The following is a 22468-nucleotide window of genomic DNA, read 5'->3' as shown; positions in this document are numbered from 1 at the left end:
AGCACGCGCCCTCCGTGGCGTGAAATTGATTCCTGCCGTCTTTGCGGGTATTCCCTAGATGACTCGGGAAAAGCGCTGACGGTTTTGTAAGTCGAGATAAGCGTCGAATGCCATGCACACCGAGCGCACCAGCAGGCGCCCGGCAGGCGTCACGCGGATGCCCTGGGCATCCAGCTGAATGAGCCCGTCTTTGGCCATGGTCAGCAACTTCGGCCAGGCCTCGTTGAAGTAATCGCGGAAGACGATGCCAAAGGCGGCTTCGATCGGTGCGAAGTCCAGCGCGAAATGGCAGATCAATCGGGAGATCACGGTGCGCCGGATACGATCGTCGAGGGTGCACATCAACCCCCGTTTCGTGGCCAGCTGATCGGTGCCGATCACGTTTTGATAATCGGTCAGGTCACTGCTGTTCTGAGCGTAGAGGTCGCTGACCTGACTGATGGCCGACACACCCAGCCCGATCAGGTCGCAGTGCCCATGGGTGGTGTAGCCCTGGAAGTTGCGCTGCAGCGTGCCTTCTTCCTGGGCGATCGCCAGATCGTCGTCGGGCAACGCGAAGTGATCCATCCCGATGTAGCGATACCCCGCGCCGGTCAATTGCTCGATGGTCCGCTGCAGCATTTCCAGCTTGTGCTCGGCGTTCGGCAGTTGCGCACTATCGATACGCCGCTGTGGCATGAAGCGCTCCGGCAAGTGCGCGTAATTGAATACCGACAGCCGATCGGGCTGCAGGGCAATGACCTCGTCCACCGTGCGAGCAAAGCCTTCCGGCGTTTGCAGGGGCAGACCGTAGATCAGGTCGATGTTGACCGAACGAAACTGCAAAGTGCGGGCGGCTTCGATGATGGCCCGGGTTTCGGCCAGGCTTTGCAGGCGATTGATGGCCCGTTGCACCAGCGGGTCCAGATCCTGCACGCCCAGGCTCACGCGATTGAAACCCAGCTCCCGCAGCAGGCCCATGGTCGACCAGTCCGCCTCGCGTGGGTCGATTTCGATGCTGTAGTCGCCGGAATGCGCATCGAGCAGCGTGAAATGCTTGCGCAGGTGGCCCATCAACTGGCGCAGCTCGACATGGCTCAAGAAGGTGGGGGTGCCGCCGCCGAAATGCAGTTGCTCCACCACCTGCCCCTTGCCGACGTGGCCGGCGATCATCTGGATTTCCTGTTCCAGGCGCTGGAGGTAGACCTGCGCCCGGCCTCGATCCTTGGTGATGACCTTGTTGCAGGCGCAGTAATAGCAAATGTTGGCGCAGAACGGGATGTGCACGTACAGCGACAGGGGCCGATCCGCTTTGCGGCTCTCGCGCAAGGCGTGCAGAAGATCGAAGGCGCCCACCTGAGGGTGAAATTGCACAGCGGTGGGGTAGGACGTGTAGCGCGGCCCGGTCAGGTCGTGGCGGCGGATGAGGTCAAAGTCCCAACGGAGGTCGTCGAGCATGCGGGGGTTCCCGGAAAGGTGGGCGGTAAAGGCAGTCTACCCACCTCGCAACTGACGACTATTGATCTGCGTCAATGCCGCCGAGGGCATCGACGCTTCTTCATCTGGAGGCTGCGACGCTCGATCGGGGCATCCAGTGCGCGCCCACGTTCTGCTTACAGCCCGTTCCGTCGCTTCTGCGCCAGCACATGCCGGACACCTTCGGCCATCAGCACCATGACGCCCAGCCAGATCGGCAGGTAGGTCATCCACTCGTCCCGGCCGATGGTTTCGCCCAGCAACAGGGCCACACCCACCAATAACACCGGCTCGACGTAGCTGAGCAGCCCGAACACGCTGAACGCCAGCAGGCGGCTGGCGAGGATGTAACTGACCAGCGCCAGCGCGCTGATAGCGCCGAGAATCGGGATCAACAGGTAAAAGCGCGGCTGCGCTTCGACGATGCCGGGATCACCCTTGACGATGAACAGCAACGCCGCCGGCAGAATCAACAGCATATCCCACCACAGGCCGCCGAGGTGATCGGTCTGGCATCGGCGTCGCAGGATGAAATACAGCGGATAACCGAGACAGACCAGCAGCGTCTCCCAGGAAAAGGTGCCCAAGCGCAGCAGCTCGTTGCCGACGCCCACCAACGCGCAGCAGGCCGCGATTTTCTGCAAATGGGACAGCCGCTCGCCGTACACCACGCGCCCGGTGAGGATCATGGTCAGAGGCAAGAGGAAGTAGCCCAGGGAGACCTCAAGGCTGCGCCCGTGGAGCGGCGCCCACAGAAACAGCCACAACTGCACCCCCAGCAAGCTCGCCGACAACGCCATCGCGCCGAGCAGCGCGGGCGTCTGGCGAATGCGCGCGCCCAACGCCCGGACCCGCCTCCAGTCGCCGCTGGAAAGCATGAAAGCGGTCACGCAGGGCAAGGTGAGCAACATGCGCCAGCCGAAAATTTCTTCTCCACTCAAGGGTTTCATCCATGAGGTGTAGTAGTACATGACCGCGAAGAGGCAGGAGGCCATGACCGATAGCGCAACACCCTTGTACACAGGGGCTCCTTGGTTCGGTTCGATATTGATCAGTGAGGTTCGAGGCCCACCGCGTGCTCTGGCGGCCCGCTGGCGAGGCGCGCGCAGTTTAACGCAAGGCCGGTCCGGCGTTGGGCTGTGTTCTGTTAAACCCGACTCCGGCTGGCAGTAAACGATGCACGTTTGGCAGAGAACGAGACCGCGTGCCGATTGAGCGAACAATGCCCCTGCTCGACACTTGTCCTCAACGCGCCGACCCGACGCGACCCACCGAGGAATACGCCATGACCCAAGCCATCGCCGGCATCAACATCCCGGACAGTGCCCTGGCTCGCGCCACCACCGACTATATCCGTGACGAAGAAGACGATCTGCTGTTCAACCACTCCCGCCGTGTGTTTCTGTGGGGCGCGTTGACCGGCGAGCGCAAAGGCCTGAAGTACGACGCCGAGCAGCTGTACGTCGGCGCCATGTTCCACGACTTGGGGCTGGTCAAGAAACACAGCAGCCCCGACCTGCGTTTCGAGGTCGACGGCGCCAACGCCGCGCGCACTTTCGCCCAGTCGTTCGGCTTGTCAGAAGGGGACTTGGAGCAGATCTGGTTGTCCATTGCGCTGCACACCACGCCAGGTGTTCCCGAGCATTTGCGACCGAACGTGGCCCTGGTCACTGCAGGCGTGGAAATGGATGTACTGGGCATCAACTACCACCAGTTCAGTGATCAGCAGCGCGAGGTGGTGACCCATGCACACCCCCGTGGCGAGGCCTTCAAGGAGTGCATCCTCTGCGCCTTCGCCAACGGTTTTCGCCATAAACCGGATACCACGTTCGGCACGGTCAACGCCGACGTACTGGTCGATGAAGAGCCCTCGTTCAAGCCGCTGAACTTCGTCGAGATCATTCGCAAGTCGCCCTGGAAGGCTTGAAGGGTACACGGGGGGGCATCGCGACCGGCTGTGGGTCGGTCGCAGCCTTGCCGGCCAGGTTGGCGGGCAGAAGCTGAGGCCTTTGTGAGGGCATCCTTCTCGACTTTCCCGCTTCGGCATCTCGCCAACCTTTGTTACGCTGCCTTTTTGCCCGCTCATGAGGAGCGGCATGCAAGTAAAGGGAGCGGCAATGACTTCCATTGGCACCGCGGCGCCGGTCGTGCCGGGGCGGCTGGAGCAGTATTCCACCCGCGTGGCGTTTTTCATCGCCGGTTTCAGCCTTTCCGCCTGGGCACCGCTGGTGCCTTATGCCAAAGCACGGCTGGCACTGGATGATGCCAGCCTTGGCTTGCTGTTGCTGTGTCTGGGGATCGGCTCGATCCTTTCCATGCCCCTGGCGGGCGCATTGACCGTACGCTACGGCTGCCGACGCATGATTCTGTGGGTCGGCTGTCTGGCCTGCCTGTGCCTTCCGCTGCTGGCGACGGTGACCACATTGCCGTTGATGGTGGCGACACTCTTTGTGTTCGGTGCGAGCATGGGTGTGCTGGACTGTGTGATCAACTTCCAGGCGATCATCGTCGAGCGGGCCAGTGGCAAGACCATGATGTCGGGCTTCCATGGCCTGTTCAGTTGCGGGGGCATTGCAGGCGCTGCGGGCGTTTCGGCTTTGCTGAGCGTCGGTGTCTGGCCGTGGCTGACCATGGTGCTGGTGTCGCTGCTGATCGGCGTTGCGCTTTATAAGGCCTATCCCCACCTGCTCGGCTACGGCAGCGAGGCGGGCGGTCCGGTGTTCGCGATCCCCCAGGGCGTGGTGCTGTTCATTGGCCTGCTGTGTTTCACGGTCTTCCTGACCGAAGGCGCGATGCTGGATTGGAGTGCCGTTTTCCTGAGTGCACAACGCGGCGTCGAACCGTCCTATGCGGGCTTTGGCTACGCAGTGTTCGCCTTGGCGATGACCCTTGGCCGATTGGGCGGCGACCCGATTGTCCGGCGGTTGGGGCCCCATCGGATCATCCTGTTCGGTGGTTTCTGTGCGGCAGCGGGCATGGCCGTCGCCACGCTGGTTGCCCATTGGCAAGTGGCGTTGCTCGGGTACGCGCTGGTCGGGATCGGTTGTTCCAATATCGTTCCGGTGTTCTACAGCGCGGTCGGGCGCCAGAAGACCATGCCCGAGAACGTTGCCGTCCCGGCCATTACCACGTTGGGGTACCTCGGTATCCTCATGGGGCCGGCCGGTATCGGTTTCGTTGCCCACCTGAGCAGCCTAGACGTGGCATTCATGATCCTGGCCGTCATGCTGCTGGGGGTGGCTCTCAGCGGGCGGTTCTTGCGGGTGTGACCGGCCTGCTGCAAGCCGGCGACGCGCACCTGCTGCAGCGTGCCGATGCTGCTAGGGGACCATTGCGAACCCGACGCCAAACCGGTTCCATGCGTTGATGGTGGCGATGGCCAGGGTGATGTTGACCACCTCCGCTTCGCTGTAGTGCTCCAGCAGCGCTTCATACTGATCCTGAGGCGCGTGATGGGTCGACAGTTGCGTGAGGCTTTCGACCCAGGCGAGTACTGCCTTTTCCTTGGCATCGAAGAAGGGGGTTTCTGCCCAGACGCTCAGGGTCTGCAAGCGGGTTTCCGTTTCGCCGGCCTTGCGCGCGTCGTTGGCGTGCATGTTGACGCAATAGGCACAGCCGTTGAGTTGCGAGGCGCGCAGGCGGATCAGTTCCATGAGTGAGTGGTCGAGGCCGGTGCGGGCCAAGGCGGTCTCCAGGCCTACCATGGCTTTGTAGGCTTCCGGTGATTTCTGTGCCCAGGCGATGCGTGCGTTCATGGGGTTCACTCCATTCAAAAAGGTAGGAAATGTCGTTTGACGTGGCGCTACCTTACGCTGGGCGGGCGGCGCGCCGAATAGCCAATGGCACGGGATTACGGGAGACCAATTGCCCGTCCGTCCCCCCATGGCGCGCATGCGAGCCAACACGTTTCATGAACGCCGTCGCCACGTTTCGCGCCTTGCCGCTCAGGCTCATCGCTTTAGCATGTGGCCAACAATCATAAGGAGTGACCCATGTTTGCCGGATTCCAGAAAGACCTGCGCCTGGTCAATGGCGTGCGGATTGCCTACCGCATCGGTGGCCATGGCCCTGGTCTGTTGCTGCTGCACGGGCATCCCCAGACCCACGTCATCTGGCACAAGATCGCCGAGCGTCTCAGTCAGCACTTCACGGTGGTGGCGGCGGACTTGCGTGGTTACGGAGACAGCGACAAGCCCTTGGCCACCGACGACCATTCCAGTTATTCCAAGCGTGAAATGGGGCGTGACATGGTGGCGCTGATGCGCGAGCTGGGCCTGCCGACCTTTTCGATCCTGGCCCATGACCGGGGCGCCCGGGTCGCGCACCGGCTGGCGCTGGACCATGAGCAGGCCGTCACGCGCATGGCCTTGCTCGACATCGCGCCCACGCTGGCCATGTACAGCCAGACCAACGAGGCTTTCGCCCGAGCGTATTGGCACTGGTTCTTCCTGATTCGCCCGGCGCCGCTGCCTGAAACCTTGCTCGAGGCCAACCCCGAGCAGTACGTGCGCAGCGTCATGGGCACACGCAGTGCGGGGCTTACCCCATTCACCGATCAGGCCTTTGCCGAATATGTGCGCTGTGCCCGCTTGCCAGGCGCCGCGCGTGGCGTCTGCGAAGACTACCGCGCCAGCGCCAGCATCGATCTGGATCACGACCGCGCCGACCTTGCTGCCGGTCACCACCTGCAACTGCCTTTGCTGGTGCTGTGGGGCGCGGAAGGCACGGTGGGCCAATGCTTCGACCCGCTCAAGGAGTGGCGACAGGTCGCCAGCGATGTACAGGGCAAGGCGCTGCCGGGCGGCCATTACCTGGCAGAGGAGATTCCTGACGCGTTACTGGCCGAAGTGCTGCCCTTTCTGGTGTGAGCAGCGAGGTCACGCCTTGCACGGGGGCGATCATCGACAGGTATCCGGGCCCAGCATTCTTCTGGCCAGCAACCGCTCCCGCACCTTGTCGTACACCAGGTTGAACACCATCGTGTACGGCAGGAACGACAGCAGCAGCCCGATATCCAGCATGAACGCCTCCAGCAAACTGATCGAAAGCCACCAGGCAGCGAGCGGCACAACGGCGACCACCAGCCCGGCTTCGAACGCGATGGCATGCAGCGCCCGTACCTTCACGGTCATTGGAAACCCGAGCCGGGCGCGCAAGCGATCGAAGCTGGCGTTGAACACCATGTTCCACAGCATCGCAAGGGTGGAAATCATGACCGTCATCGCGCCCATCTTGCCCAGTGGCTGATCGAAGACCCAGGCCAGGGCAGGCGCGAACAGCAGCACGCCGATGAGTTCAAACAGCGCGGCATGGAAGGCGCGCTCTTTGAGCGACTTGGTGGGCGTCGTCGGTGTCTCGGTTGAGTGCACGGGCATGGGTCGGATTCACTGTTTGGCTGGGCAGGGCTGCATTGTCGCGGTGCAGTCGGCTACAGTGAAAATCGTTACCATCGGAAAAACCGATGGACCTGCCAAGGATCTCTCATGAGCTATTCACCGGAGGCGCTCGAAGCCTTTGCCCAAGTCGTCGCCCTCGGGTCGTTCAGTGCGGCGGCCCGACGGCTCGGCAAGAGTCAGTCGACCATCAGCGAAGCGATTTCCCGGCTGGAGATCGACTTGGGTGTCACCCTGTTCGATCGTTCGTCGAAGCAGCCGACCCTGACGGAGGCGGGCAGGGCGCTGGAAGACCGTATCACCGATGTGCTGGTGTCCTCCGACAAATTGCGGCGGGCGGCAGGCCGGTTGGTGGAGGGCGTCGAGTCGCGCTTGACCCTGGTGCTCTCGGATGCCAACCAATTCGCCGAATTCGAAGCGCGCATGACCGAGCTCGATCAGCGTTTTCCCGACATTGAGCTGGAGTGCGTATTCGCCGAACACGGCGATGCGATCAACCTGATTCAGACCGGGCGCGCCACGCTGGGGCTGTTGTCCGCGCAACCCGGTTACCCCCCGGAAATCGGCTATGCGACGATCGTCGAGCGCGCGGACTTTGGCTTGTTCGTTTCCCATGGGCATCCGTTGGCCGGCGAGCCGCAGGTGGATTATCGGCAACTGGCCAAGCATCGCGCGTTGCGGCTGAACACGCTCCTTGACGAGTGCGTCACCACCGATGACCTGCCAGAGGGGGCGCAACGGACTTGGTCAGCGCCCAATTACCTGTTGTTGATGGACATGGCCGTTTTCGGTTTTGGGTGGTCGGCTCTGCCGCGCTGGCTGGTGCGAAGTTACGCCCAGGGCCGCTTGAAAGAGTTGCAGGTCCCCGGCTGGCCGCGCAGTTCGGCGGTCGACGTGATCTGGTCGCGGCAAAAAAGCCCGGGCCCTGCTGCGGCGTGGTTGCTGGACACCTTGCTGGAAGGGCGGGGGGACTACTGAGCAGCGGAGCACCCAGGCCATGGGACGGCTGCGCAGCCGATGGAAGCTGGTTTCGCGGCGGGCCGCCACTTCAATCATCACCCCCTTCCAGCACAAAGCCGTCGGGCATTTCCTGCGCGTATTCACTGACCACCTCGCGGGTCAGGCTGACGATGTCCTCCACCCGTTCCATTCCGGCGCCCGTGCGCCAACTGGCGACGATATCCATCTGCGGCGGCAGTGGCACGTTGTCGATCAGGGTCAGTACCCCTTGCGCCAATTCGCCACGGACCAAGGCGACCGGCAAGGCGCCGATGCCGAAGCCGTCACGCACCAAACGGGTGATGGCCGATGCCGAGTTCACGCAATTGATGCGCGGTGTGATGATGTCGGCGGTGTGTAGCATGTTAAGGATGTCCTGATGCGGCCGGGAGTTGCGTGAGAAGGTCACGATACGCGCCTGGGCGATTTCCTCGAGCGTCACGTCGGCGCGGTCGAACGTCGACCCGGCGGGCACGACCCATTGCAGGGGATAGCGCGCCAATCGCGCATTGCGCACGGCGTCGAAGCGCAGCACGTCGGTCTGGAAAATGATGTCTTGATAGCCCTTTTCCAGTTGCATGCACAGATTGCTGGCGGTCTCGGCGGTCAGCTCGATTTCCAGGTTCGGGTAACACTTCATCAGCCGTGTTACCAGCGGGCTGAGCCAAGTGTGTATCACCGTATCCATGGCGCCGATGCGGATCCTGCCGCGCACTTGGGTGGGGTCATTGATCGCCGCTTTCATGCTTTGCATCGTGTCCATGATGTGTTCGGCGTACTCCAACACCCGCACACCCTCGGTGGTCAGGGAGACGCCCTTGGAGTCGCGGACGAACAGCCTCACGCCCATTTCGTCCTCCAGCGCGGCGATCCGGCTGGAGATAGACGCCTGGGTGCTGAACAGCTTCTCTGCCGTGAGCCGGAAGCTTTTCAGCCGAGCGACCCAGACAAAGGTTTCCAGAAACTTGAGGTTCACCGAGCGTTTTCCTTGAGCGATTGAGCGGTGCCGAACGGGGCAGGGGGCCGAAGAGCCCACCGCGAACGGCGATCATCAGTCAGGGAAAAAGCAGGTTACATGCCAGTGAAACAATGGAAATTCTGATCGGGCGCCACGGTTTTATTTGTTGGACGCCCGATCAAATCCGTGCGAGCAGCTATTTCACCAGGCGTAGCGCAGGTCGGGAGCGCTGTGCCTGATGTTGCTGACGGACGATGTCCTGCATCCTCAGGTTCAGTTCCTCGGTGGCTTTGAGCAGTTGGCGTAGGGCTTCGAGCAGGGTCTTCTGGCCATGAATGTCCAGATCGTGCCGGGATCCGGCAATGCTCTCCAGCAGGCTGGTCAGGCTTTGAGTCAATTCGTCGATTGGTTCCATCGCAGCGTTCCGTGTCATTGGAAGGTAAAGCCGTCGAGACGCTGTTTGAGCGCCACCGCGATCTGTGCCAGTTCTTCGCTCGCCGCCCGGGTCTGGTCGGCGCGCACCGAGGACTGCATGGAGAGGTCGCGAATGCGGATGATGCTGCGATCCACGTCCTTGGCCACCAGCGCTTGTTGCTCGCACGCAGTGGCGATCAGGGTGTTGCGCTCATCGATGCGGTTCACCGAGGTGGTGATGCCCTGCAGCGCCGCGTTGGCGGACACCGCCTGTTCCCGCGTCTGAGCAGCCTGGGTCGCACTGTCGGTCAAGGCTGTGACGGTTTCGCGGGTGCCACTCTGGATGTGGCCAATCATGCGCTCGATGTCCATCGTCGAAGTGCTGGTGCGATGGGCCAGCGAGCGCACCTCATCAGCGACTACGGCAAAGCCGCGACCGGCTTCGCCTGCACGCGCCGCTTCGATGGCAGCGTTGAGCGCCAACAGGTTGGTCTGCTCGGCAACGGAGCGAATCACCTCAAGTACTTTGCTGATTTCGAGCGTGTTGCTCGCCAGCACACCGGCACGCTCGGAAGCGCCGCTGACGCTGCTGTCCAAGCGGGTGATCGCGCCCAGCGTGGCGTTGAGTTCCTGCTGGCCGTCCTGGGCCAGGTGCAACGAACTTCTGGACTCATCGGACGTGCTCAAGGCATTGCGCGCGACTTCGTCGACGGCCTGGCTCATCTCGGTGATGGCGGTGGCAGCCTGCTCGATTTCGCTGTTCTGGGCTTGCAGATCGGTGTTACTGCTGTTGACCAGCGCACTGAGTTCCTCCGCAGCGGCGGAAAGCTGCGCTGCGGCGTGGTAGACACCCGACAGCGTGCCGCTGAGGTTGTCGCGCATGACGACCACCGCTCGCAACAATTGAGCCGCCTCATCCTGCTCTTCGATGTGCACTGACGTCGCCCGCAGATCGCCCTGCGCAATCTGTTCGGCAAACGTCAGCGCCTGGGACACGGGCTGAGCGATGCTGCGCGTCAAACTGTGTGCGATGAGCGCTGCACCCAGTGTGACCACAATGATCACTCCCAGCGTGACCTGCAGTGACATCCGGTAAGCCGCGGCTCCCGACTCACTGGCGGCCTGTTGAGAGGCGTCATTCATACGCTCCAGTTCGCCCAGCGCATCACTCATCTGCTGCGCGAGGGTGGTCAGCTCGTTTTCGATGAATGCCTGCGCCTGCGTCGCGTGGCCTTGCGCCAGTTCATCATGCACCTTGAGCGCGCCCGCTCGATACTGATCGAACAGCGTGCCGACACGGTTGAAGATCTGCCCCTCGTGCTCGGTGGAAATCAACGGACGGTAGGTATCTTGCGCGGTCTTGAAGTCGCGGATGTCGTCCATCAGCAGTTGATAGTTCTTGGCCAGTGCCGCTTCGTTGGTCGAGACCAGCAAGCGCAGGGTGCTCAAGCGCGCCTTGGCCACCGCGAGAATGATGTCATCGCCAAAGGCAATGCCCGGCAGGGCATCTTGTTCGATCACCAGACTCGCCTGACGAATCATTTTGGCTTGATACATGGCAAAGGCACCCACCCCGATCAGCGCGAGGATCACCAGTGCAAAGCACAGTCGAATACGTGTGGCGAATTTGAAACGTCTGAGCATCATTGAATGTTCGTCCCCAGTGAACGGCAAGTCCCGTCACGGGGTTTTACCGTGTAAGCGGTAGGTTTTAACCGGGGCGTCACCTCGGGGACAAACGAAAACAGCTTGCGGATAACAATAAAGGCGCCAGTGATCCGTTCTAGATGGAACTTGAACCGCGTTTCATTGGGTACCGGACGGGGAGATCCCTCGTTCGATCCGATAACTTCCCGGCGACATCGAAAACCATCGCTCACAGGCTTTATTGAAGGCGCTCTGGTTTTTGAATCCGATGCAGTAAGCCACTTGTTTCAGACTCAGATCGGTATTTAGAAGCAAATGACGACTGTGTTGCTGGCGTACCTCGTCCAGCACTTTATGAAAACGCTGACCTTCTTTTTCCAATGCGCGGGATAACTGATGCGCAGACATCTCCATGCCTTGAGCCACCTCTTCGAGCGCCAGCGTCTTGCCCTGGAGCAAGTACTGGAGGATGAGCTGCCTGAGGCGTGTCGTGATCACCGCCGCTTGCCATTCGCGATGGCGTCGTCGCAGGTATTCGTCATGGATCTGCTGCAGTGACGGGTCGAAGGTCGCCACCGGCAATTCGCCATCGCAGCGGCGGAAGGTCAGCGATGTGACCGGGGCGGAAAACTTCAGGTTGGTGCCGAACAGTCGCTCCAGTTGACGCTTGTCTGTGGGTTCGCGGTAGCTGAATTCGGCCTGGATCGGCTCGATACGAGCCTTGGGCGCCAGCCAGTGCAGCAAGCCAAGCGTGAGGGCGGCCACCGCGTCGATGAAAGCCCGCGGCAGCGCCGTGTTGCATGGGCTGGTGGACAATCCGGCAATCTTCATCGCCGTCGGGTGAACGTCCAGGAACAGGCTGAAGCCGCTGCCGATCAGGGTGTGGTGCTCGGCGATCCGGGCCAGCGCGTCGTGCAGCGTTGGGCACGACATGATCGCGTAGCCCAAGACCCCCAGGTGCCCGGGGTGCGCGCTGTGATACGCCAGCAGACCGATATCCTCGTTGCCAGTCTGCAGGTGCGCGCGGGAAAAGAATTCGGTGAGCTCGTTCATCGGTACATGGGGAGGCGGCGGCAACTCATGCGCCTGCTCCGGCGAATGAACAAGATGGTGCTCAACACCTTTTTCGACGTGACAAATAGCGTCGATAAACGCTTGCGCGAAAACCGGAGAGATACTCTGCATGGTCATTCCGTATCGTGATCGGTCGGCCGGTGACGGTGTTGTTATAAGGCCTGGTTTGTTGACTGATTGCTCAGGATTTAAGAAGGAAAGTTGCGTGGTGAATCGAAGAGGTCATGCGCTCCCTGAAAGATACATTTAGCGGTCGATATAAGCCGGATCTGGAACCAACTACTGGCCATCCCTCTACAGCGAGTCCTAGTTTCCGGCCCCTACACTAGCGAATGGATAGCAAGTGTAAAGTGAATATGATTATCGCGTCACTCATTGCCCTCCAAATGAAGGGGAGACGATGAACGGTGCTGAACAGATTTTCTTATAGGGCATAGCGGTTTTTTCCCGTTGGACGGCATGCAGCGGTCTGCCGAAAGATGCTCGGCGACACGAGAAAGGCACGACGCCGCGTCGGTAGACACCGATGCAATCCACGCGCCAAGCCTTCAGGGTCGCGGTGTTCAGGCGCCCGACCTCATTCATTAGCTGCGCTCTGCCAAGCAGTCGGTCGACACCGCTGCGCGCTCACGGGAAGAGGCTTCAATGACCCATAACAATCAGAAATACGTCTGTGCATTGATCTTTGGCAGCGTCACGCTGACACAGGGCATCACCGCCCACGCCGATTTCGTTGCCGACAGCAAAGGCGAACTGGAAGGCCGCAATTTCTACTTCAATCGTGACTTCCGTCAGGAGGGTGCTCGCGACAAGGCGGAGGAATGGGCCCAAGGGCTTCTGCTGCGTCTGCGATCGGGATACACCGCAGGCACTGTAGGCGTTGGGCTGGACGCGTTGGGCATGGTGGGGTTGAAGCTCGATTCGGGTGACGGCACGGCGGGCACCGGCTTGCTGCCTGCGGACCGCTCATCCGGTGGCTCCCAGGACGACTACGCCAAGTTGGGGCTGACCGCCAAGATGAAAGCCTCGAAAACCGAGCTGAAGGTTGGCTCGTTGTTTTTCAAGGACCCGGTGATCAACGCCAACGACACCCGCCTGTTGCCGCAAACCTTTCGCGGTGGGCTGCTGACCTCACAGGAACTGGCCGGCCTCACGTTGAACGCAGGCCATATCGACCGCATCAAGGCCAACAGCTCGAGTGACTTCACCGAGATGACCGGCAATCGCATCGGCGGCACCAGCAACAGTTTCAATTTCGGCGGAGGTGATTATCAGGTCACGCCGCAACTGACGCTGAGCGCTCACTATGGGCAACTGGAAAACGTCTATCAGCAGTACTACGGCGGGCTGATTCATGTATTGCCCCTCGGCACGGGCCAGAGCCTGAAATCGGACATCCGCTACGCCAGCAGTCGCGAGGACGGATCTTTCCGCGCCCTGGACAACACGGCATTCGGGTCAATGTTCACCTACCGACTCACCGCACATGCCTTTGGCGTCGGCTACCAGCGAATGAACGGCGATGACCCCTTTCCGTACATCGCGGGCAGTGATCCCTATCTGGTCAACTTCATTCAGATCGGTGATTTCGCCAATGCCCGGGAGCGCTCCTGGCAGTTGCGCTATGACTACGATTTCGCGGCGTTGGGGCTGCCCGGCCTGACGTTCATGAGCCGGTATGTGTCGGGCGACAACGTCGAACGTGCGGCAGGCGGCGAGGGCAAGGAGTGGGAACGCAACACGGACATCGGGTATGTGGTGCAAAGCGGGGCGCTGAAGAACCTGGGCGTCAAATGGCGCAACGCGACGGTGCGCTCGAACTTTGGCAATGACCTGGACGAGAACCGGTTGATCGTGAGCTACACCGTCCCGCTTTGGTAAAAGCCGGCGCCGCCCAACCCTCTCCATTTCGCGTGGGCTGTCCAGTCCTCACGCGGCCCATAACCTCGAGAGATTCATCATGCAAACCGCTATCAACCTCTGGCCGCTGCTCGGCGTGCTCGTCATCGTGTTGGGCTTCGTCCTGCGTTTCAATCCCATGCTGGTGGTCGCGCTGGCGGCACTGGCCACGGGCCTTGCGGCGAGCATGCCGCTGGAAACCATCCTCGCCACCATCGGTACCGGCTTCATCAAGACCCGCACCTTGCCGCTGATCATTTTGCTGCCGCTGGCCGTCATCGGTTTGCTGGAGCGACATGGCTTGCGGCTGCACGCCCAGAACTGGGTCACACGGTTCACCCGACTCACTGCCGGGCGGCTGCTGATCGCTTATCTGTTCGTGCGGGAGAGCACGGCGGCGTTGGGCTTGACCAGCCTGGGCGGGCATCCGCAGATGGTTCGTCCGCTGCTCGCACCGATGGCGGAAGGTGCAGCCGAATCGCGCTTCGGCAAGTTGCCCGACGCCCTGCGCGTCAAGCTGTTGTCCCTGTGTGCCGCCACCGACAACGTGGGGCTGTTTTTTGGCGAAGACATCTTCGTGGCCTTTGGCGCGATCGCCCTGATGCACACGTTCCTGCTGGGATCAGGTATCGACGTGGACCCTATGCACATTGCCTTCTGGGGCATCCCGACAGCGCTGTGCGCGTTCGTGATCCACAGCATCCGCTTGCACCGCTTCGACCAACGCCTGAATCGCGAACTCAAGGCGCTGCCACACCCATCCGCCACGTCTGAGGAAGTGTCGTCATGATCCTGTCCATTCAATACCTGTACTGGCTGGCCGGCCTGATCCTGGCGATCACGGCCTTGATGACAGCCGCAGATCGCAGCAACCCCAAGCGCTGGACCACCGGGCTTTTTTGGGGGCTGTTCGCGACTGCTTTTTTGATCGGCGAGCGCCTGCCCGCTGTCTGGGTGGGCGCCGGGGTGCTCCTCATGGCGTTGATCGCGGGATTAGGCGGTGTCGGATTCGGTCGCCACGATAACCTCCCGGACGCGGCGCGACGCGAAAGTGCAGGGCGCTTGAGGAACAGGTTGTTCGTCCCCGCACTGGCCATTCCGCTGGTGACGGTGGTGGGCGCGGTGGGGCTGAAGGCCATCAAGTTTGGCGACGTCTATCTGCTGGATCCGGCCAACAGCACCTTCGTGTCGTTGGGCATCGGCAGCCTGGTGGCGCTGGCACTGGCTTGTTGGCTCACCCGCGACACCCCGGTCCAGGCCATGCGCGAGTCCCGCCGCCTGACCGAAGCCTTGGGCTGGGCGCTCGTGCTCCCACAAATGCTGGCGATGCTGGGGCTGGTCTTTAACGACGCCGGCGTCGGCAAAGCGGTGGCGCATCTGGCGACCGCGTACATCAACTTGGATATTCGGCTGATCGCCGTGATGGTGTATGTGCTCGGGATGGCGCTTTTCACCGTCGTCATGGGCAACGGATTCGCGGCGTTTCCGGTGATGACCGGCGGTATCGGCGTACCGGTGCTGGTGGGCATGTACGGGGCCAACCCTGCGGTGATGGCGGCTATCGGTATGTTTTCCGGTTACTGCGGCACGCTGATGACGCCAATGGCGGCGAATTACAACCTCATTCCGGCAGCGCTGTTGGAACTGCCGGACAAATATGCGGTGATCAAGGCGCAGGTACCCACTGCGCTGGCGATGCTGGTGGCGAACATCGCGCTGCTCTATGGCTTGATGTAAATGCGCCCACGAGAGGGAAAGTGAAGTTCCGAACGCCCACGTGCAGCGGTGACGAAATCCCCATCGCAAACGATTGCGACCGCCGGTGGTCTTAGCTTTTCGACGAGGCAAACCTCTCTATCTCCGGATCTTTAGCGGGTCAGGCAGCGATGCCTGACCCGCTTTGCATTGCGAGGCTGACCGCTTTCAGAAAAAAGAGGTTGAATAGTCACAATAATTGTTATTTAAATAACAGAAATAATAGCGCTCGGGCGATTGGGTTTCAGGTCGTCAGAACGTGCACAAGGTAACGACACATGAAAAAGATCGCGGTCATTGGCAGCAACATGGTGGACCTGATCACCTACGTCGATCGGATGCCGGTCCAGGGCGAGACGCTGGAAGCACCGGATTTCGCCATGGGATGCGGCGGCAAGGGTGCCAATCAGGCGGTGGCAGCGGCCAAACTGGGGGCCGACGTGCTGATGTTGAGCAAGGTCGGTGACGATGCTTTCGCCGACAACACCCTCGCCAATTTCCAGCGCCATGGCATCGATACGCTGTTCGTCCAGCGTGTGCCCGGCGTTTCCAGCGGCGTGGCGCCCATCTTCGTGCAGCACGATTCCCACAACAGCATCCTCATCGTCAAAGGTGCCAACGCCCACCTCAAGCCCGCGGATATCGACGCCGCGCACGCCGCGTTGCGCGACTGCTCGCTGATCGTGTTGCAACTCGAAATCGCCTTGGAGACCGTTTACTACGCCATCGACTTTGCCAAGGCGAACGGCATTCCGGTCTTGCTCAACCCTGCGCCCGCCGTCAAAGGCCTGAGCCGCGAACACCTGCTGAAACTCGACTTCCTGATCCCCAATGAAACCGAGTTGGCTCTGATCACCGGCGAGGTGATCGACTCCCTCGAAGCGGCGAGGGCGGCAGCACTGCAATTGACGCGGGACGGCATTCGCCACGTCATCGTGACGCTGGGCGACAAGGGGGCGCTGTACGTGGGCGAGGAGGGCGAGTTCCGCGTCGAGGGTCTCAAGGTGGATGCCCGCGACACCACGGGTGCCGGTGACGCTTTCATCGGCTGCTTCGCGCGTCACTGGAGCGAGGACGGCGACATGCGCCACGCGATGACGCAAGCCGTGGCCTATTCCGCGTGCTCGGTCACCGGGCGAGGCACGCAGAGTTCGTACCCGGACGCCGACGGGTTCGCACGTTTTCTCGACGCCCTGTAAGCCATTCATGAGCCGCCGCACTCTGGCCGGACGTTGGTGGCCGACGGGGTGAGGTCTTTCTGCACTTCACGGAGAACAACAATGACAAAGCCCGCGCTCCAACATTCCCCGGACGGGTTCTACCTGAACCGCACGCCGTGGTTCGCCTTTATCCTGCTGTGCTGCTGCTTCGCGCTGTGGGCAGCGGCGGCGAGCATGAACGACGTGCTGATCGCGCATTTCAAGAAAGCCTTCCTGCTCAGCGATTTCCAGACGGCATTCGTGCAGTCGGCGTTTTATCTGGGCTACTTCTTCGTAGCGATACCGGCGGCCATGGTCGTCAGACGTTTCAGCTACAAGACCACCATCCTCATCGGCCTGCTGCTGTACATGGTGGGCTGCTCGCTGTTCTTCCCCGCGGCGTCGATGGCCAAATACGGCATGTTCCTGATGGCGCTTTTCGTCATCGCCGCGGGGCTGTCGTTTCTTGAAACGGCTTGCAACACCTACTCGACTCTGATGGGCCCTCGTGAAACCGGCACTCGTCGCCTGAACATCTCACAGACGTTCCACCCATTCGGCGCCATGGCCGGGGTGTACGTGGGCAGCTTCGTGATGTTCAAGGACACCGACGCCAGCCGCGAACAACTGACTCAGATGAGTGCGTCCGAGGCGGCGATTCAGCAGTTGGAGATGATCCAGTCGACGCTCCTGCCGTACAAATGGATGATCGCGGTGCTGATCCTGATGTTCGTACTGATCGCCTTCACCCGGTTCCCGGCGTGCAAAGGCAACCTCAAGGACATCGCCAAGAAAAGCAGCGTGGCGCAAAGCCTGTCTCGCCTGTGGCGTAACCCGCGTTTCACCTTTGGAGTGCTGGCGCAGTTTCTTTACGTCGGGGCGCAAGTGGGGGTTTGGAGTTTCACCATTCGTCTGGCCATGCAGATGGGCGGCATGAACGAGCGCAGCGCGTCGTGGTTCCTGCTGACCACCTTCGCGGCGTACTTCGTCGGCAAGATGATCGCTAACCTGTTGATGCGCAAAATGCACCCGGCCAAAGTGCTGGCGATTTACGGGGTGCTGACCATCGTGCTGCTGGCCTACACCATCCTGGTGCCGAACATCAGCGCCGTTTACGCGGCGGTGGGCGTGAGCATTTTCCTCGGCCCCTGCTGGCCGACCATTTACGGCCTGACCATCGACGGCCTGGGCGAAGACACGGGGGTTGGCGGCTCGCTGCTGGTGATGAGCATCGTCGGCGGCGGGGTGATGCCGATCTTCCAGGGCCTGCTGTCCGATGCGACCCATGGCAACATGCAAATCGCCTACAGCGTGCCGCTGCTGTGCTTCGTGGTGATCGTCGCCTACGCGATCAAATGCCTGCGTGATCCGCGCAGCGAAACGGCGCCGGTCGGTGCGGTGACCGCTTCATGAGCACGATCATCTCTCTGTATCCCGAGCTGTTCAGCGGCGTTGAAAAAACGCTGCTGGCGTCTGCCGACTTTCGTGTGCTGATCTGGACCTACCCCAGTGGCGTGAAGGCGCTGGCGTTGGAGAACAATCGCGGCCGTGTGGTGGTGTTGCCCTATCAGGGGCAGATGATCTGGTCGGCGGTGTTCGACGGCTGCGACCTGACCATGCGCAACATGTTCGACCAGCCGCGCCCGACCCCGACGGTCATCGGCACCTACGGCTGCTTCATGTTCCACAGCGGGCTTCTGCGCAACGGCTGCCCGACGCCGGAGGACGATCATCCACTGCACGGCGAAATGCCTTGCGCGCCGATGGACATCGCCTGGCTGGAAATCGGGTCAGACGCGAGTGGGGCGTTTCTGCGCCTCGGCGGCGAGTGTGAATACGTGATGGGTTTCGGCGATCACTACCGCGCCCGCCCGAGCGTGACAGTGCGTCCGGGCTCGGCGTTGTTCGACATCGGCATGGACGTGCAGAACCTGGCGGGCAAGCCAATGGCGCTGATGTACATGGCGCACATGAACTACGCGTACGTCGCCAACGGACGGTTTGTCGAGCCGTTGGGTATTGAAAAGACCAGGGTGCGCAGCAGTGTGCCGGCCCACGTGAAACCGACACCCGCGTGGTCGGCTTACATGGCGGAGTTGACGGAAGATCCTTCGCGTTTGCAGGTGTTGAATACCCCTGAGTGGTACGACCCGGAGATCGTCTGCTTCTTCGACGAGGTCAAGGCGGATGCCAACGGTGACGCGCATTTCCTGCTCACCCATGAGAACGGCGCCGCGTTTTACACCCGCTATAAACCGCAGCAGTTCGATCACGCGGCGCGCTGGATTCTGCACAACGCCGATCAGCAGGTGGCCGCGTTCGTGCTGCCCGCGACCTGCGAGCCGGAAGGGTATCGGGCGGAAAAGGCCAAAGGCAACGTGCGGGAATTGGCGGCCGGGGAGCGCGTGTCGTTCAGTGTGAGAACAGGGTATCTGGCGGCTGGGGAGGTGGGGCAACTGATGGGTGAATTGAAACGCTGATGGCCTCGTCGCGAATGAATTCGCTCCCACAGATTGCCCCGCATTCCGACGATGTCCAGCGCCTTGTAGGAGCGCGCTTGCTCGCGACGTGGTTATGTCAGCTGGCCTATTCGGTACCGATAGACCCTGTCGCGGGCAAGCGCGCTCCTACAGGTCGCCCCGCATCCTGCCTAACGTAGCGGGGCGCTCCTACAGGTCGGCCCGCATCCTGCCTAACGTAGCCTGGCGCTCCTACAGGTCGGCCCGCATTCTGACTAACGATACCCGGCGCCTTGTAGGAGCGCGCTTGCCCGCGACGGGGTTGTGTCCAGCTTGCCCATTCGGTCCCGATAGACCCTATCGCGGGCAAGCGCGCTCCTATAGATGGATATACGGCAGGGTCACACCACCAACTGCGCCCCGTAGCCCTGGATCAAGTCGCGATACACCTTGGGCACTTTCTTGTCGCTGACCACTACATGAAAAGCATCCAGCGTAGCGAAATGCGCCGTGCGCACAGCGTCGAACTTGGAGTGGTCGGCCAGCAACATGCAGTGGCATGCCTGACGCAGGACCTTTTGCTTGACCTCGACCTCGTTGAAGTTGAAGCAAGTGACACCAAACTGGTCGCTGACTCCAGCCGCTGAAACGAATGCCCATGTCAGGCGAATGCCGTCCAGGATGCTCGCCTCGCTGTGGTGTTCGAAGACCTGATTCTTGCGGTGGAAGCTGCCGCCGCACAACACGATGTTGCAGTTGGGTTTCTGTTGGAGTTTGAGCAAGACGTTCAAGGAGTTGCACACGGCGGTGAACTCCATCTCGTCCGGGATGAAATCGATGACGAAGGGGAGGGTTGTGCCACAGTCGAAGAAGACCGTATCCCCCGGCTTGATGAACGCCGCCGCCAACTTGCCGATACGACGCTTTTCCTCGACGTGTCGTGTGCCTTGCTCGGTGACTTTGTAATCGTTGGCTTCGGAGGGATCGAATGCCAGGGTGATGTGCCCGCCCAGCAAATGGAATTTCTCTGGGTGCCGGCTCAGATCGCGCCGCAGGGTCATTTCCGAGACATCCAGCAGCGCTGCCATTTCACGCAGGTGAATGGCTTTCTGGTCCTGCAGGGCTTGCTGAATCAATTTGATGCGGTCGGATTTCTTGTTGTCCACGGTCATCCCGGTTGTCGATTGAATTGATGTAAAATTAACACAATATGTTATATTTCAAACACTATGGGGTGACGGGCGAATCATCCTCGCGTGCCGCTCGAAGCTTACCGCTAATCGCTGCTCTTGAAGGAATGAGTCAATGAAGATCGAACCCGCCGCCCTCGCGCAGTACATCGACCACACCTTGCTGGCCGCTGACGCTTCTCGCGCCCAGATTGCTGCGCTTTGCCGTGAGGCGCAGGAGAATGGATTCTATTCGGTGTGCGTGAACTCTGGACAGGTGCCCTATGCGGCATCGCTGCTCAAAGGTCAGGCGGTGAAGGTGTGTGCGGTCGTCGGGTTCCCGCTGGGCGCAGGGTTGAGTGACACCAAGGCGTTCGAAGCGCAGCAGGCTGTGGCCGCCGGCGCGGGTGAAATCGACATGGTGCTGAATGTCGGAGCGCTGAAGGACGGCCTGCTGGACGTGGTGCGCGATGACATCGCCGCTGTCAAACACGCGTGCGCAGCGGTCCCTCTGAAAGTGATTCTGGAAACCTGCCTGCTGGATGACGCACAGAAGGTCGCGGCCTGTGAAATCTGCCGTGAACTGGGGGTTGCATTCGTCAAGACGTCCACCGGATTCAGCCGTGGCGGGGCAACGCTCGAGGACGTGGCGCTCATGCGCAAGGTCGTGGGCGCCGATGTCGGCGTCAAGGCTTCAGGTGGCGTTCGGGACTACGCCACCGCCGTGGCGATGATCGAGGCCGGTGCCACGCGGCTGGGCACCAGTTCGGGGATTGCCATCGTCAGTGGCGCCACCGCGCCAGCTTCGGGCTACTGAGTCGTTTTATTGTGTCATTCAGTTGCGGGACACCGCTGACTGATTGACCACAGGCCCGCTCTCGGTGGGCCGAGCGCTTGCCCGCCCCCCGTGTTGCTGTGGGCGGGGGGCCGACGATTCATTTCTTCCGGCAGAAGGCACTCATCTTCCGCGGCAATGAATGGCACACTGCCGGGGTCATTGTTTCTGCTCCGGACGCCCCTATGCCGCAACTTTCCCTCGCGCGTTTGAAGGCGCGCTGGCTTTTCTGGTCGTGCATGCTGTTGATTGTCGTAGGCCTGCCCGTGGGCTGCGCGGCGCTGCAGCACAAAGAGCGCGAACTCATCTTCATGATCGAGCCGGGCACGGCCAGTTGGTATCACGGCATTCCGACTGACGTGCAGGAGCTCGAACTGCGGGCCCCCTCGTTTGGCGTCACGCAGAACATCCACGCCTGGTGGTGGCCAGCGGAACAGAAAGACGCCTCCGCCATCCTTTACTTGCATGGCTCGCGCTGGAACCTGACCGGACAGTTTTTCCGCATCGAGCAGTTGCATGCACTGGGCTTTTCCGTACTGGCCATCGACTACCGAGGTTTTGGGCAAAGCAAGGGGCAACTGCCGTCGGAAGCCTCTGTCTACGAAGACGCGCGCATCGCCTGGGAACGCCTCGAACACCTGCAACCCGATCCTGCCAAGCGCTTGATTTACGGCCATTCACTGGGCGGCGCCGTGGCGGTGGACCTGGCCGCTGAGCTCGGGCGGGATGCGCAGAAGCGCGATGAGCCGGTCCAGGCGCGGGGATTGATCGTCGAGTCGACGTTCACCAACCTGGCCGACGTCGCGGCATCGGTTGCCAGCACCCGGACTTCACTGCCGGTGCGCTGGCTGGTCTCGCAGAAGTTCGACTCCATCGACAAGATCGCCGACATCCGCATGCCGGTGTTGATCGTCCATGGCAGCGCCGATCAATTCGTTTCGCCGCGCTTCAGCGAGGCGCTGTTCGAGGCCGCCCAGGAGCCGAAGCGGCTATTGATGGTGCCCGGCGGCAACCACAACAACAGCATGAACCTGGGCAAGCAGGCGTACCGACAGGCGATTCAGGCGTTGCTCGAGGCGAAGGCGCCGTCGGTGCATGCGACCGCAGCCCCGGCGAACGACCTCAAGCAACCCGGATGACCCCATGCCGGTGTCCATTCATTTTCGAGCGGTGGCTGCTGTCAGCAGTGATACAAGGCCCGGCCGGTCCGCC

The 22468-nt window shown here is 61.4% G+C and carries 21 protein-coding genes; 12 read left to right on the top strand and 9 right to left on the bottom strand.

The window, feature by feature from the left end:
* Window positions 1–54: 54 nt before the first annotated feature.
* Window positions 55–1437, bottom strand: coding sequence for an oxygen-independent coproporphyrinogen III oxidase (hemN, locus tag DBP26_RS14750; RefSeq protein WP_108238432.1), 1383 nt, complete (start codon window positions 1435–1437; stop codon window positions 55–57).
* A gap of 155 nt (window positions 1438–1592) precedes the next feature.
* Complete coding sequence (rarD, locus tag DBP26_RS14745; protein ID WP_108238431.1) at window positions 1593–2477, bottom strand: EamA family transporter RarD; 885 nt, start codon at window positions 2475–2477, stop codon at window positions 1593–1595.
* A 263-nt stretch (window positions 2478–2740) separates the two neighbouring features.
* On the opposite strand from rarD, the gene DBP26_RS14740 reads away from it, so the two are divergent.
* Window positions 2741–3382: an HD domain-containing protein gene (locus tag DBP26_RS14740; RefSeq protein ID WP_108238480.1), complete on the top strand. Its 642-nt coding sequence runs from the start codon at window positions 2741–2743 to the stop codon at window positions 3380–3382.
* A 190-nt stretch (window positions 3383–3572) separates the two neighbouring features.
* Window positions 3573–4724 carry an MFS transporter gene (locus DBP26_RS14735; protein ID WP_108238430.1) on the top strand — a complete coding sequence of 384 codons (1152 nt, stop codon included), beginning with the start codon at window positions 3573–3575 and terminating at the stop codon, window positions 4722–4724.
* Window positions 4725–4775: 51 nt separating this feature from the next.
* On the opposite strand, the gene DBP26_RS14730 is transcribed toward DBP26_RS14735, so the two are convergent.
* Window positions 4776–5210: a carboxymuconolactone decarboxylase family protein gene (locus DBP26_RS14730; protein WP_108238429.1), complete on the bottom strand. Its 435-nt coding sequence runs from the start codon at window positions 5208–5210 to the stop codon at window positions 4776–4778.
* A 237-nt stretch (window positions 5211–5447) separates the two neighbouring features.
* Here DBP26_RS14730 and DBP26_RS14725 point away from each other — a divergent pair, with 237 nt between their 5' ends.
* Window positions 5448–6323 carry an alpha/beta hydrolase gene (locus tag DBP26_RS14725; protein ID WP_108238428.1) on the top strand — a complete coding sequence of 292 codons (876 nt, stop codon included), beginning with the start codon at window positions 5448–5450 and terminating at the stop codon, window positions 6321–6323.
* 30 nt (window positions 6324–6353) lie between these two features.
* Here DBP26_RS14725 and DBP26_RS14720 read toward each other — a convergent pair whose 3' ends face one another.
* A complete protein-coding gene (locus tag DBP26_RS14720) occupies window positions 6354–6830 on the bottom strand; it encodes a multidrug/biocide efflux PACE transporter (RefSeq protein ID WP_108238427.1) in 477 nt (158 codons plus the stop codon).
* A gap of 108 nt (window positions 6831–6938) precedes the next feature.
* Here DBP26_RS14720 and DBP26_RS14715 point away from each other — a divergent pair, with 108 nt between their 5' ends.
* The gene (locus DBP26_RS14715; RefSeq protein ID WP_108238426.1) at window positions 6939–7826 is read left to right on the top strand and encodes a LysR family transcriptional regulator; all 888 of its coding nucleotides are present in this window, start codon (window positions 6939–6941) and stop codon (window positions 7824–7826) included.
* Between the two features lie 70 nt (window positions 7827–7896).
* Here the strand turns inward: DBP26_RS14715 and DBP26_RS14710 are convergent, their stop codons facing one another.
* The 4 genes from DBP26_RS14710 to DBP26_RS14695 all read right to left on the bottom strand — a co-directional run bounded on the left by DBP26_RS14710 (window position 7897) and on the right by DBP26_RS14695 (window position 12051).
* The gene (locus DBP26_RS14710) at window positions 7897–8823 is read right to left on the bottom strand and encodes a LysR family transcriptional regulator (RefSeq protein WP_108238425.1); all 927 of its coding nucleotides are present in this window, start codon (window positions 8821–8823) and stop codon (window positions 7897–7899) included.
* Between the two features lie 178 nt (window positions 8824–9001).
* A complete protein-coding gene (locus DBP26_RS14705) occupies window positions 9002–9220 on the bottom strand; it encodes a hypothetical protein (protein ID WP_108238424.1) in 219 nt (72 codons plus the stop codon).
* 14 nt (window positions 9221–9234) lie between these two features.
* Window positions 9235–10863, bottom strand: coding sequence for a methyl-accepting chemotaxis protein (locus DBP26_RS14700; RefSeq protein ID WP_108238479.1), 1629 nt, complete (start codon window positions 10861–10863; stop codon window positions 9235–9237).
* Window positions 10864–11025: 162 nt separating this feature from the next.
* Window positions 11026–12051 carry an AraC family transcriptional regulator gene (locus DBP26_RS14695; RefSeq protein ID WP_158541441.1) on the bottom strand — a complete coding sequence of 342 codons (1026 nt, stop codon included), beginning with the start codon at window positions 12049–12051 and terminating at the stop codon, window positions 11026–11028.
* Between the two features lie 534 nt (window positions 12052–12585).
* On the opposite strand from DBP26_RS14695, the gene DBP26_RS14690 reads away from it, so the two are divergent.
* The 6 genes from DBP26_RS14690 to DBP26_RS14665 all read left to right on the top strand — a co-directional run bounded on the left by DBP26_RS14690 (window position 12586) and on the right by DBP26_RS14665 (window position 19273).
* A complete protein-coding gene (locus tag DBP26_RS14690; protein ID WP_108238422.1) occupies window positions 12586–13821 on the top strand; it encodes an OprD family porin in 1236 nt (411 codons plus the stop codon).
* Window positions 13822–13900: 79 nt separating this feature from the next.
* Entirely contained in the window at window positions 13901–14629 is a 729-nt protein-coding gene (locus DBP26_RS14685; protein WP_108238421.1) for a DUF969 domain-containing protein, read from the top strand.
* Window positions 14626–15576 carry a DUF979 domain-containing protein gene (locus DBP26_RS14680; RefSeq protein ID WP_108238420.1) on the top strand — a complete coding sequence of 317 codons (951 nt, stop codon included), beginning with the start codon at window positions 14626–14628 and terminating at the stop codon, window positions 15574–15576. Before DBP26_RS14685 ends, DBP26_RS14680 begins: the two co-directional genes overlap by 4 nt.
* Before the next feature lie 296 nt (window positions 15577–15872).
* Complete coding sequence (rbsK, locus tag DBP26_RS14675) at window positions 15873–16793, top strand: ribokinase (RefSeq protein ID WP_108238419.1); 921 nt, start codon at window positions 15873–15875, stop codon at window positions 16791–16793.
* Between the two features lie 81 nt (window positions 16794–16874).
* A complete protein-coding gene (gene fucP / locus DBP26_RS14670; protein WP_108238418.1) occupies window positions 16875–18206 on the top strand; it encodes an L-fucose:H+ symporter permease in 1332 nt (443 codons plus the stop codon).
* The gene (locus DBP26_RS14665; RefSeq protein ID WP_108238417.1) at window positions 18203–19273 is read left to right on the top strand and encodes an aldose 1-epimerase family protein; all 1071 of its coding nucleotides are present in this window, start codon (window positions 18203–18205) and stop codon (window positions 19271–19273) included. The genes fucP and DBP26_RS14665 overlap by 4 nt, the downstream gene beginning before the upstream one ends.
* Window positions 19274–19653: 380 nt before the next feature.
* On the opposite strand, the gene deoR is transcribed toward DBP26_RS14665, so the two are convergent.
* Complete coding sequence (deoR, locus tag DBP26_RS14660; RefSeq protein WP_177411061.1) at window positions 19654–20424, bottom strand: DNA-binding transcriptional repressor DeoR; 771 nt, start codon at window positions 20422–20424, stop codon at window positions 19654–19656.
* 133 nt (window positions 20425–20557) lie between these two features.
* On the opposite strand from deoR, the gene deoC reads away from it, so the two are divergent.
* Complete coding sequence (gene deoC / locus DBP26_RS14655) at window positions 20558–21238, top strand: deoxyribose-phosphate aldolase (RefSeq protein ID WP_108238416.1); 681 nt, start codon at window positions 20558–20560, stop codon at window positions 21236–21238.
* A gap of 203 nt (window positions 21239–21441) precedes the next feature.
* Window positions 21442–22395 (top strand): alpha/beta hydrolase, encoded by a 954-nt coding sequence (locus DBP26_RS14650; RefSeq protein WP_177411060.1) that lies wholly within the window; start codon window positions 21442–21444, stop codon window positions 22393–22395.
* Window positions 22396–22468 lie beyond the last annotated feature (73 nt).

The sequence above is a fragment of the Pseudomonas sp. RIT409 genome (genome assembly GCF_003052515.2).
GTDB lineage: Bacteria > Pseudomonadota > Gammaproteobacteria > Pseudomonadales > Pseudomonadaceae > Aquipseudomonas.
The sequence above is the reverse complement of the archived record's forward strand: the minus strand, read 5'-3'. Positions and strand labels throughout refer to the sequence as shown.

What these genes read in the sequence shown, in the direction of transcription:
- DBP26_RS14680 (WP_108238420.1), top strand. Translation starts at nt 14,626, where the DNA reads ATGATCCTGTCCATTCAATACCTGTACTGGCTGGCCGGCCTGATCCTG.
- DBP26_RS14740 (WP_108238480.1), top strand. Translation starts at nt 2,741, where the DNA reads ATGACCCAAGCCATCGCCGGCATCAACATCCCGGACAGTGCCCTGGCT.
- DBP26_RS14690 (WP_108238422.1), top strand. Translation starts at nt 12,586, where the DNA reads ATGACCCATAACAATCAGAAATACGTCTGTGCATTGATCTTTGGCAGC.
- deoC (WP_108238416.1), top strand. Translation starts at nt 20,558, where the DNA reads ATGAAGATCGAACCCGCCGCCCTCGCGCAGTACATCGACCACACCTTG.
- hemN (WP_108238432.1), bottom strand. Translation starts at nt 1,437, where the DNA reads ATGCTCGACGACCTCCGTTGGGACTTTGACCTCATCCGCCGCCACGAC.
- DBP26_RS14650 (WP_177411060.1), top strand. Translation starts at nt 21,442, where the DNA reads ATGCCGCAACTTTCCCTCGCGCGTTTGAAGGCGCGCTGGCTTTTCTGG.
- DBP26_RS14665 (WP_108238417.1), top strand. Translation starts at nt 18,203, where the DNA reads ATGAGCACGATCATCTCTCTGTATCCCGAGCTGTTCAGCGGCGTTGAA.
- DBP26_RS14685 (WP_108238421.1), top strand. Translation starts at nt 13,901, where the DNA reads ATGCAAACCGCTATCAACCTCTGGCCGCTGCTCGGCGTGCTCGTCATC.
- DBP26_RS14700 (WP_108238479.1), bottom strand. Translation starts at nt 10,863, where the DNA reads ATGCTCAGACGTTTCAAATTCGCCACACGTATTCGACTGTGCTTTGCA.
- DBP26_RS14715 (WP_108238426.1), top strand. Translation starts at nt 6,939, where the DNA reads ATGAGCTATTCACCGGAGGCGCTCGAAGCCTTTGCCCAAGTCGTCGCC.
- DBP26_RS14735 (WP_108238430.1), top strand. Translation starts at nt 3,573, where the DNA reads ATGACTTCCATTGGCACCGCGGCGCCGGTCGTGCCGGGGCGGCTGGAG.
- DBP26_RS14725 (WP_108238428.1), top strand. Translation starts at nt 5,448, where the DNA reads ATGTTTGCCGGATTCCAGAAAGACCTGCGCCTGGTCAATGGCGTGCGG.
- DBP26_RS14705 (WP_108238424.1), bottom strand. Translation starts at nt 9,220, where the DNA reads ATGGAACCAATCGACGAATTGACTCAAAGCCTGACCAGCCTGCTGGAG.
- DBP26_RS14720 (WP_108238427.1), bottom strand. Translation starts at nt 6,830, where the DNA reads ATGCCCGTGCACTCAACCGAGACACCGACGACGCCCACCAAGTCGCTC.
- fucP (WP_108238418.1), top strand. Translation starts at nt 16,875, where the DNA reads ATGACAAAGCCCGCGCTCCAACATTCCCCGGACGGGTTCTACCTGAAC.
- DBP26_RS14695 (WP_158541441.1), bottom strand. Translation starts at nt 12,051, where the DNA reads ATGCAGAGTATCTCTCCGGTTTTCGCGCAAGCGTTTATCGACGCTATT.
- rbsK (WP_108238419.1), top strand. Translation starts at nt 15,873, where the DNA reads ATGAAAAAGATCGCGGTCATTGGCAGCAACATGGTGGACCTGATCACC.
- DBP26_RS14730 (WP_108238429.1), bottom strand. Translation starts at nt 5,210, where the DNA reads ATGAACGCACGCATCGCCTGGGCACAGAAATCACCGGAAGCCTACAAA.
- deoR (WP_177411061.1), bottom strand. Translation starts at nt 20,424, where the DNA reads ATGACCGTGGACAACAAGAAATCCGACCGCATCAAATTGATTCAGCAA.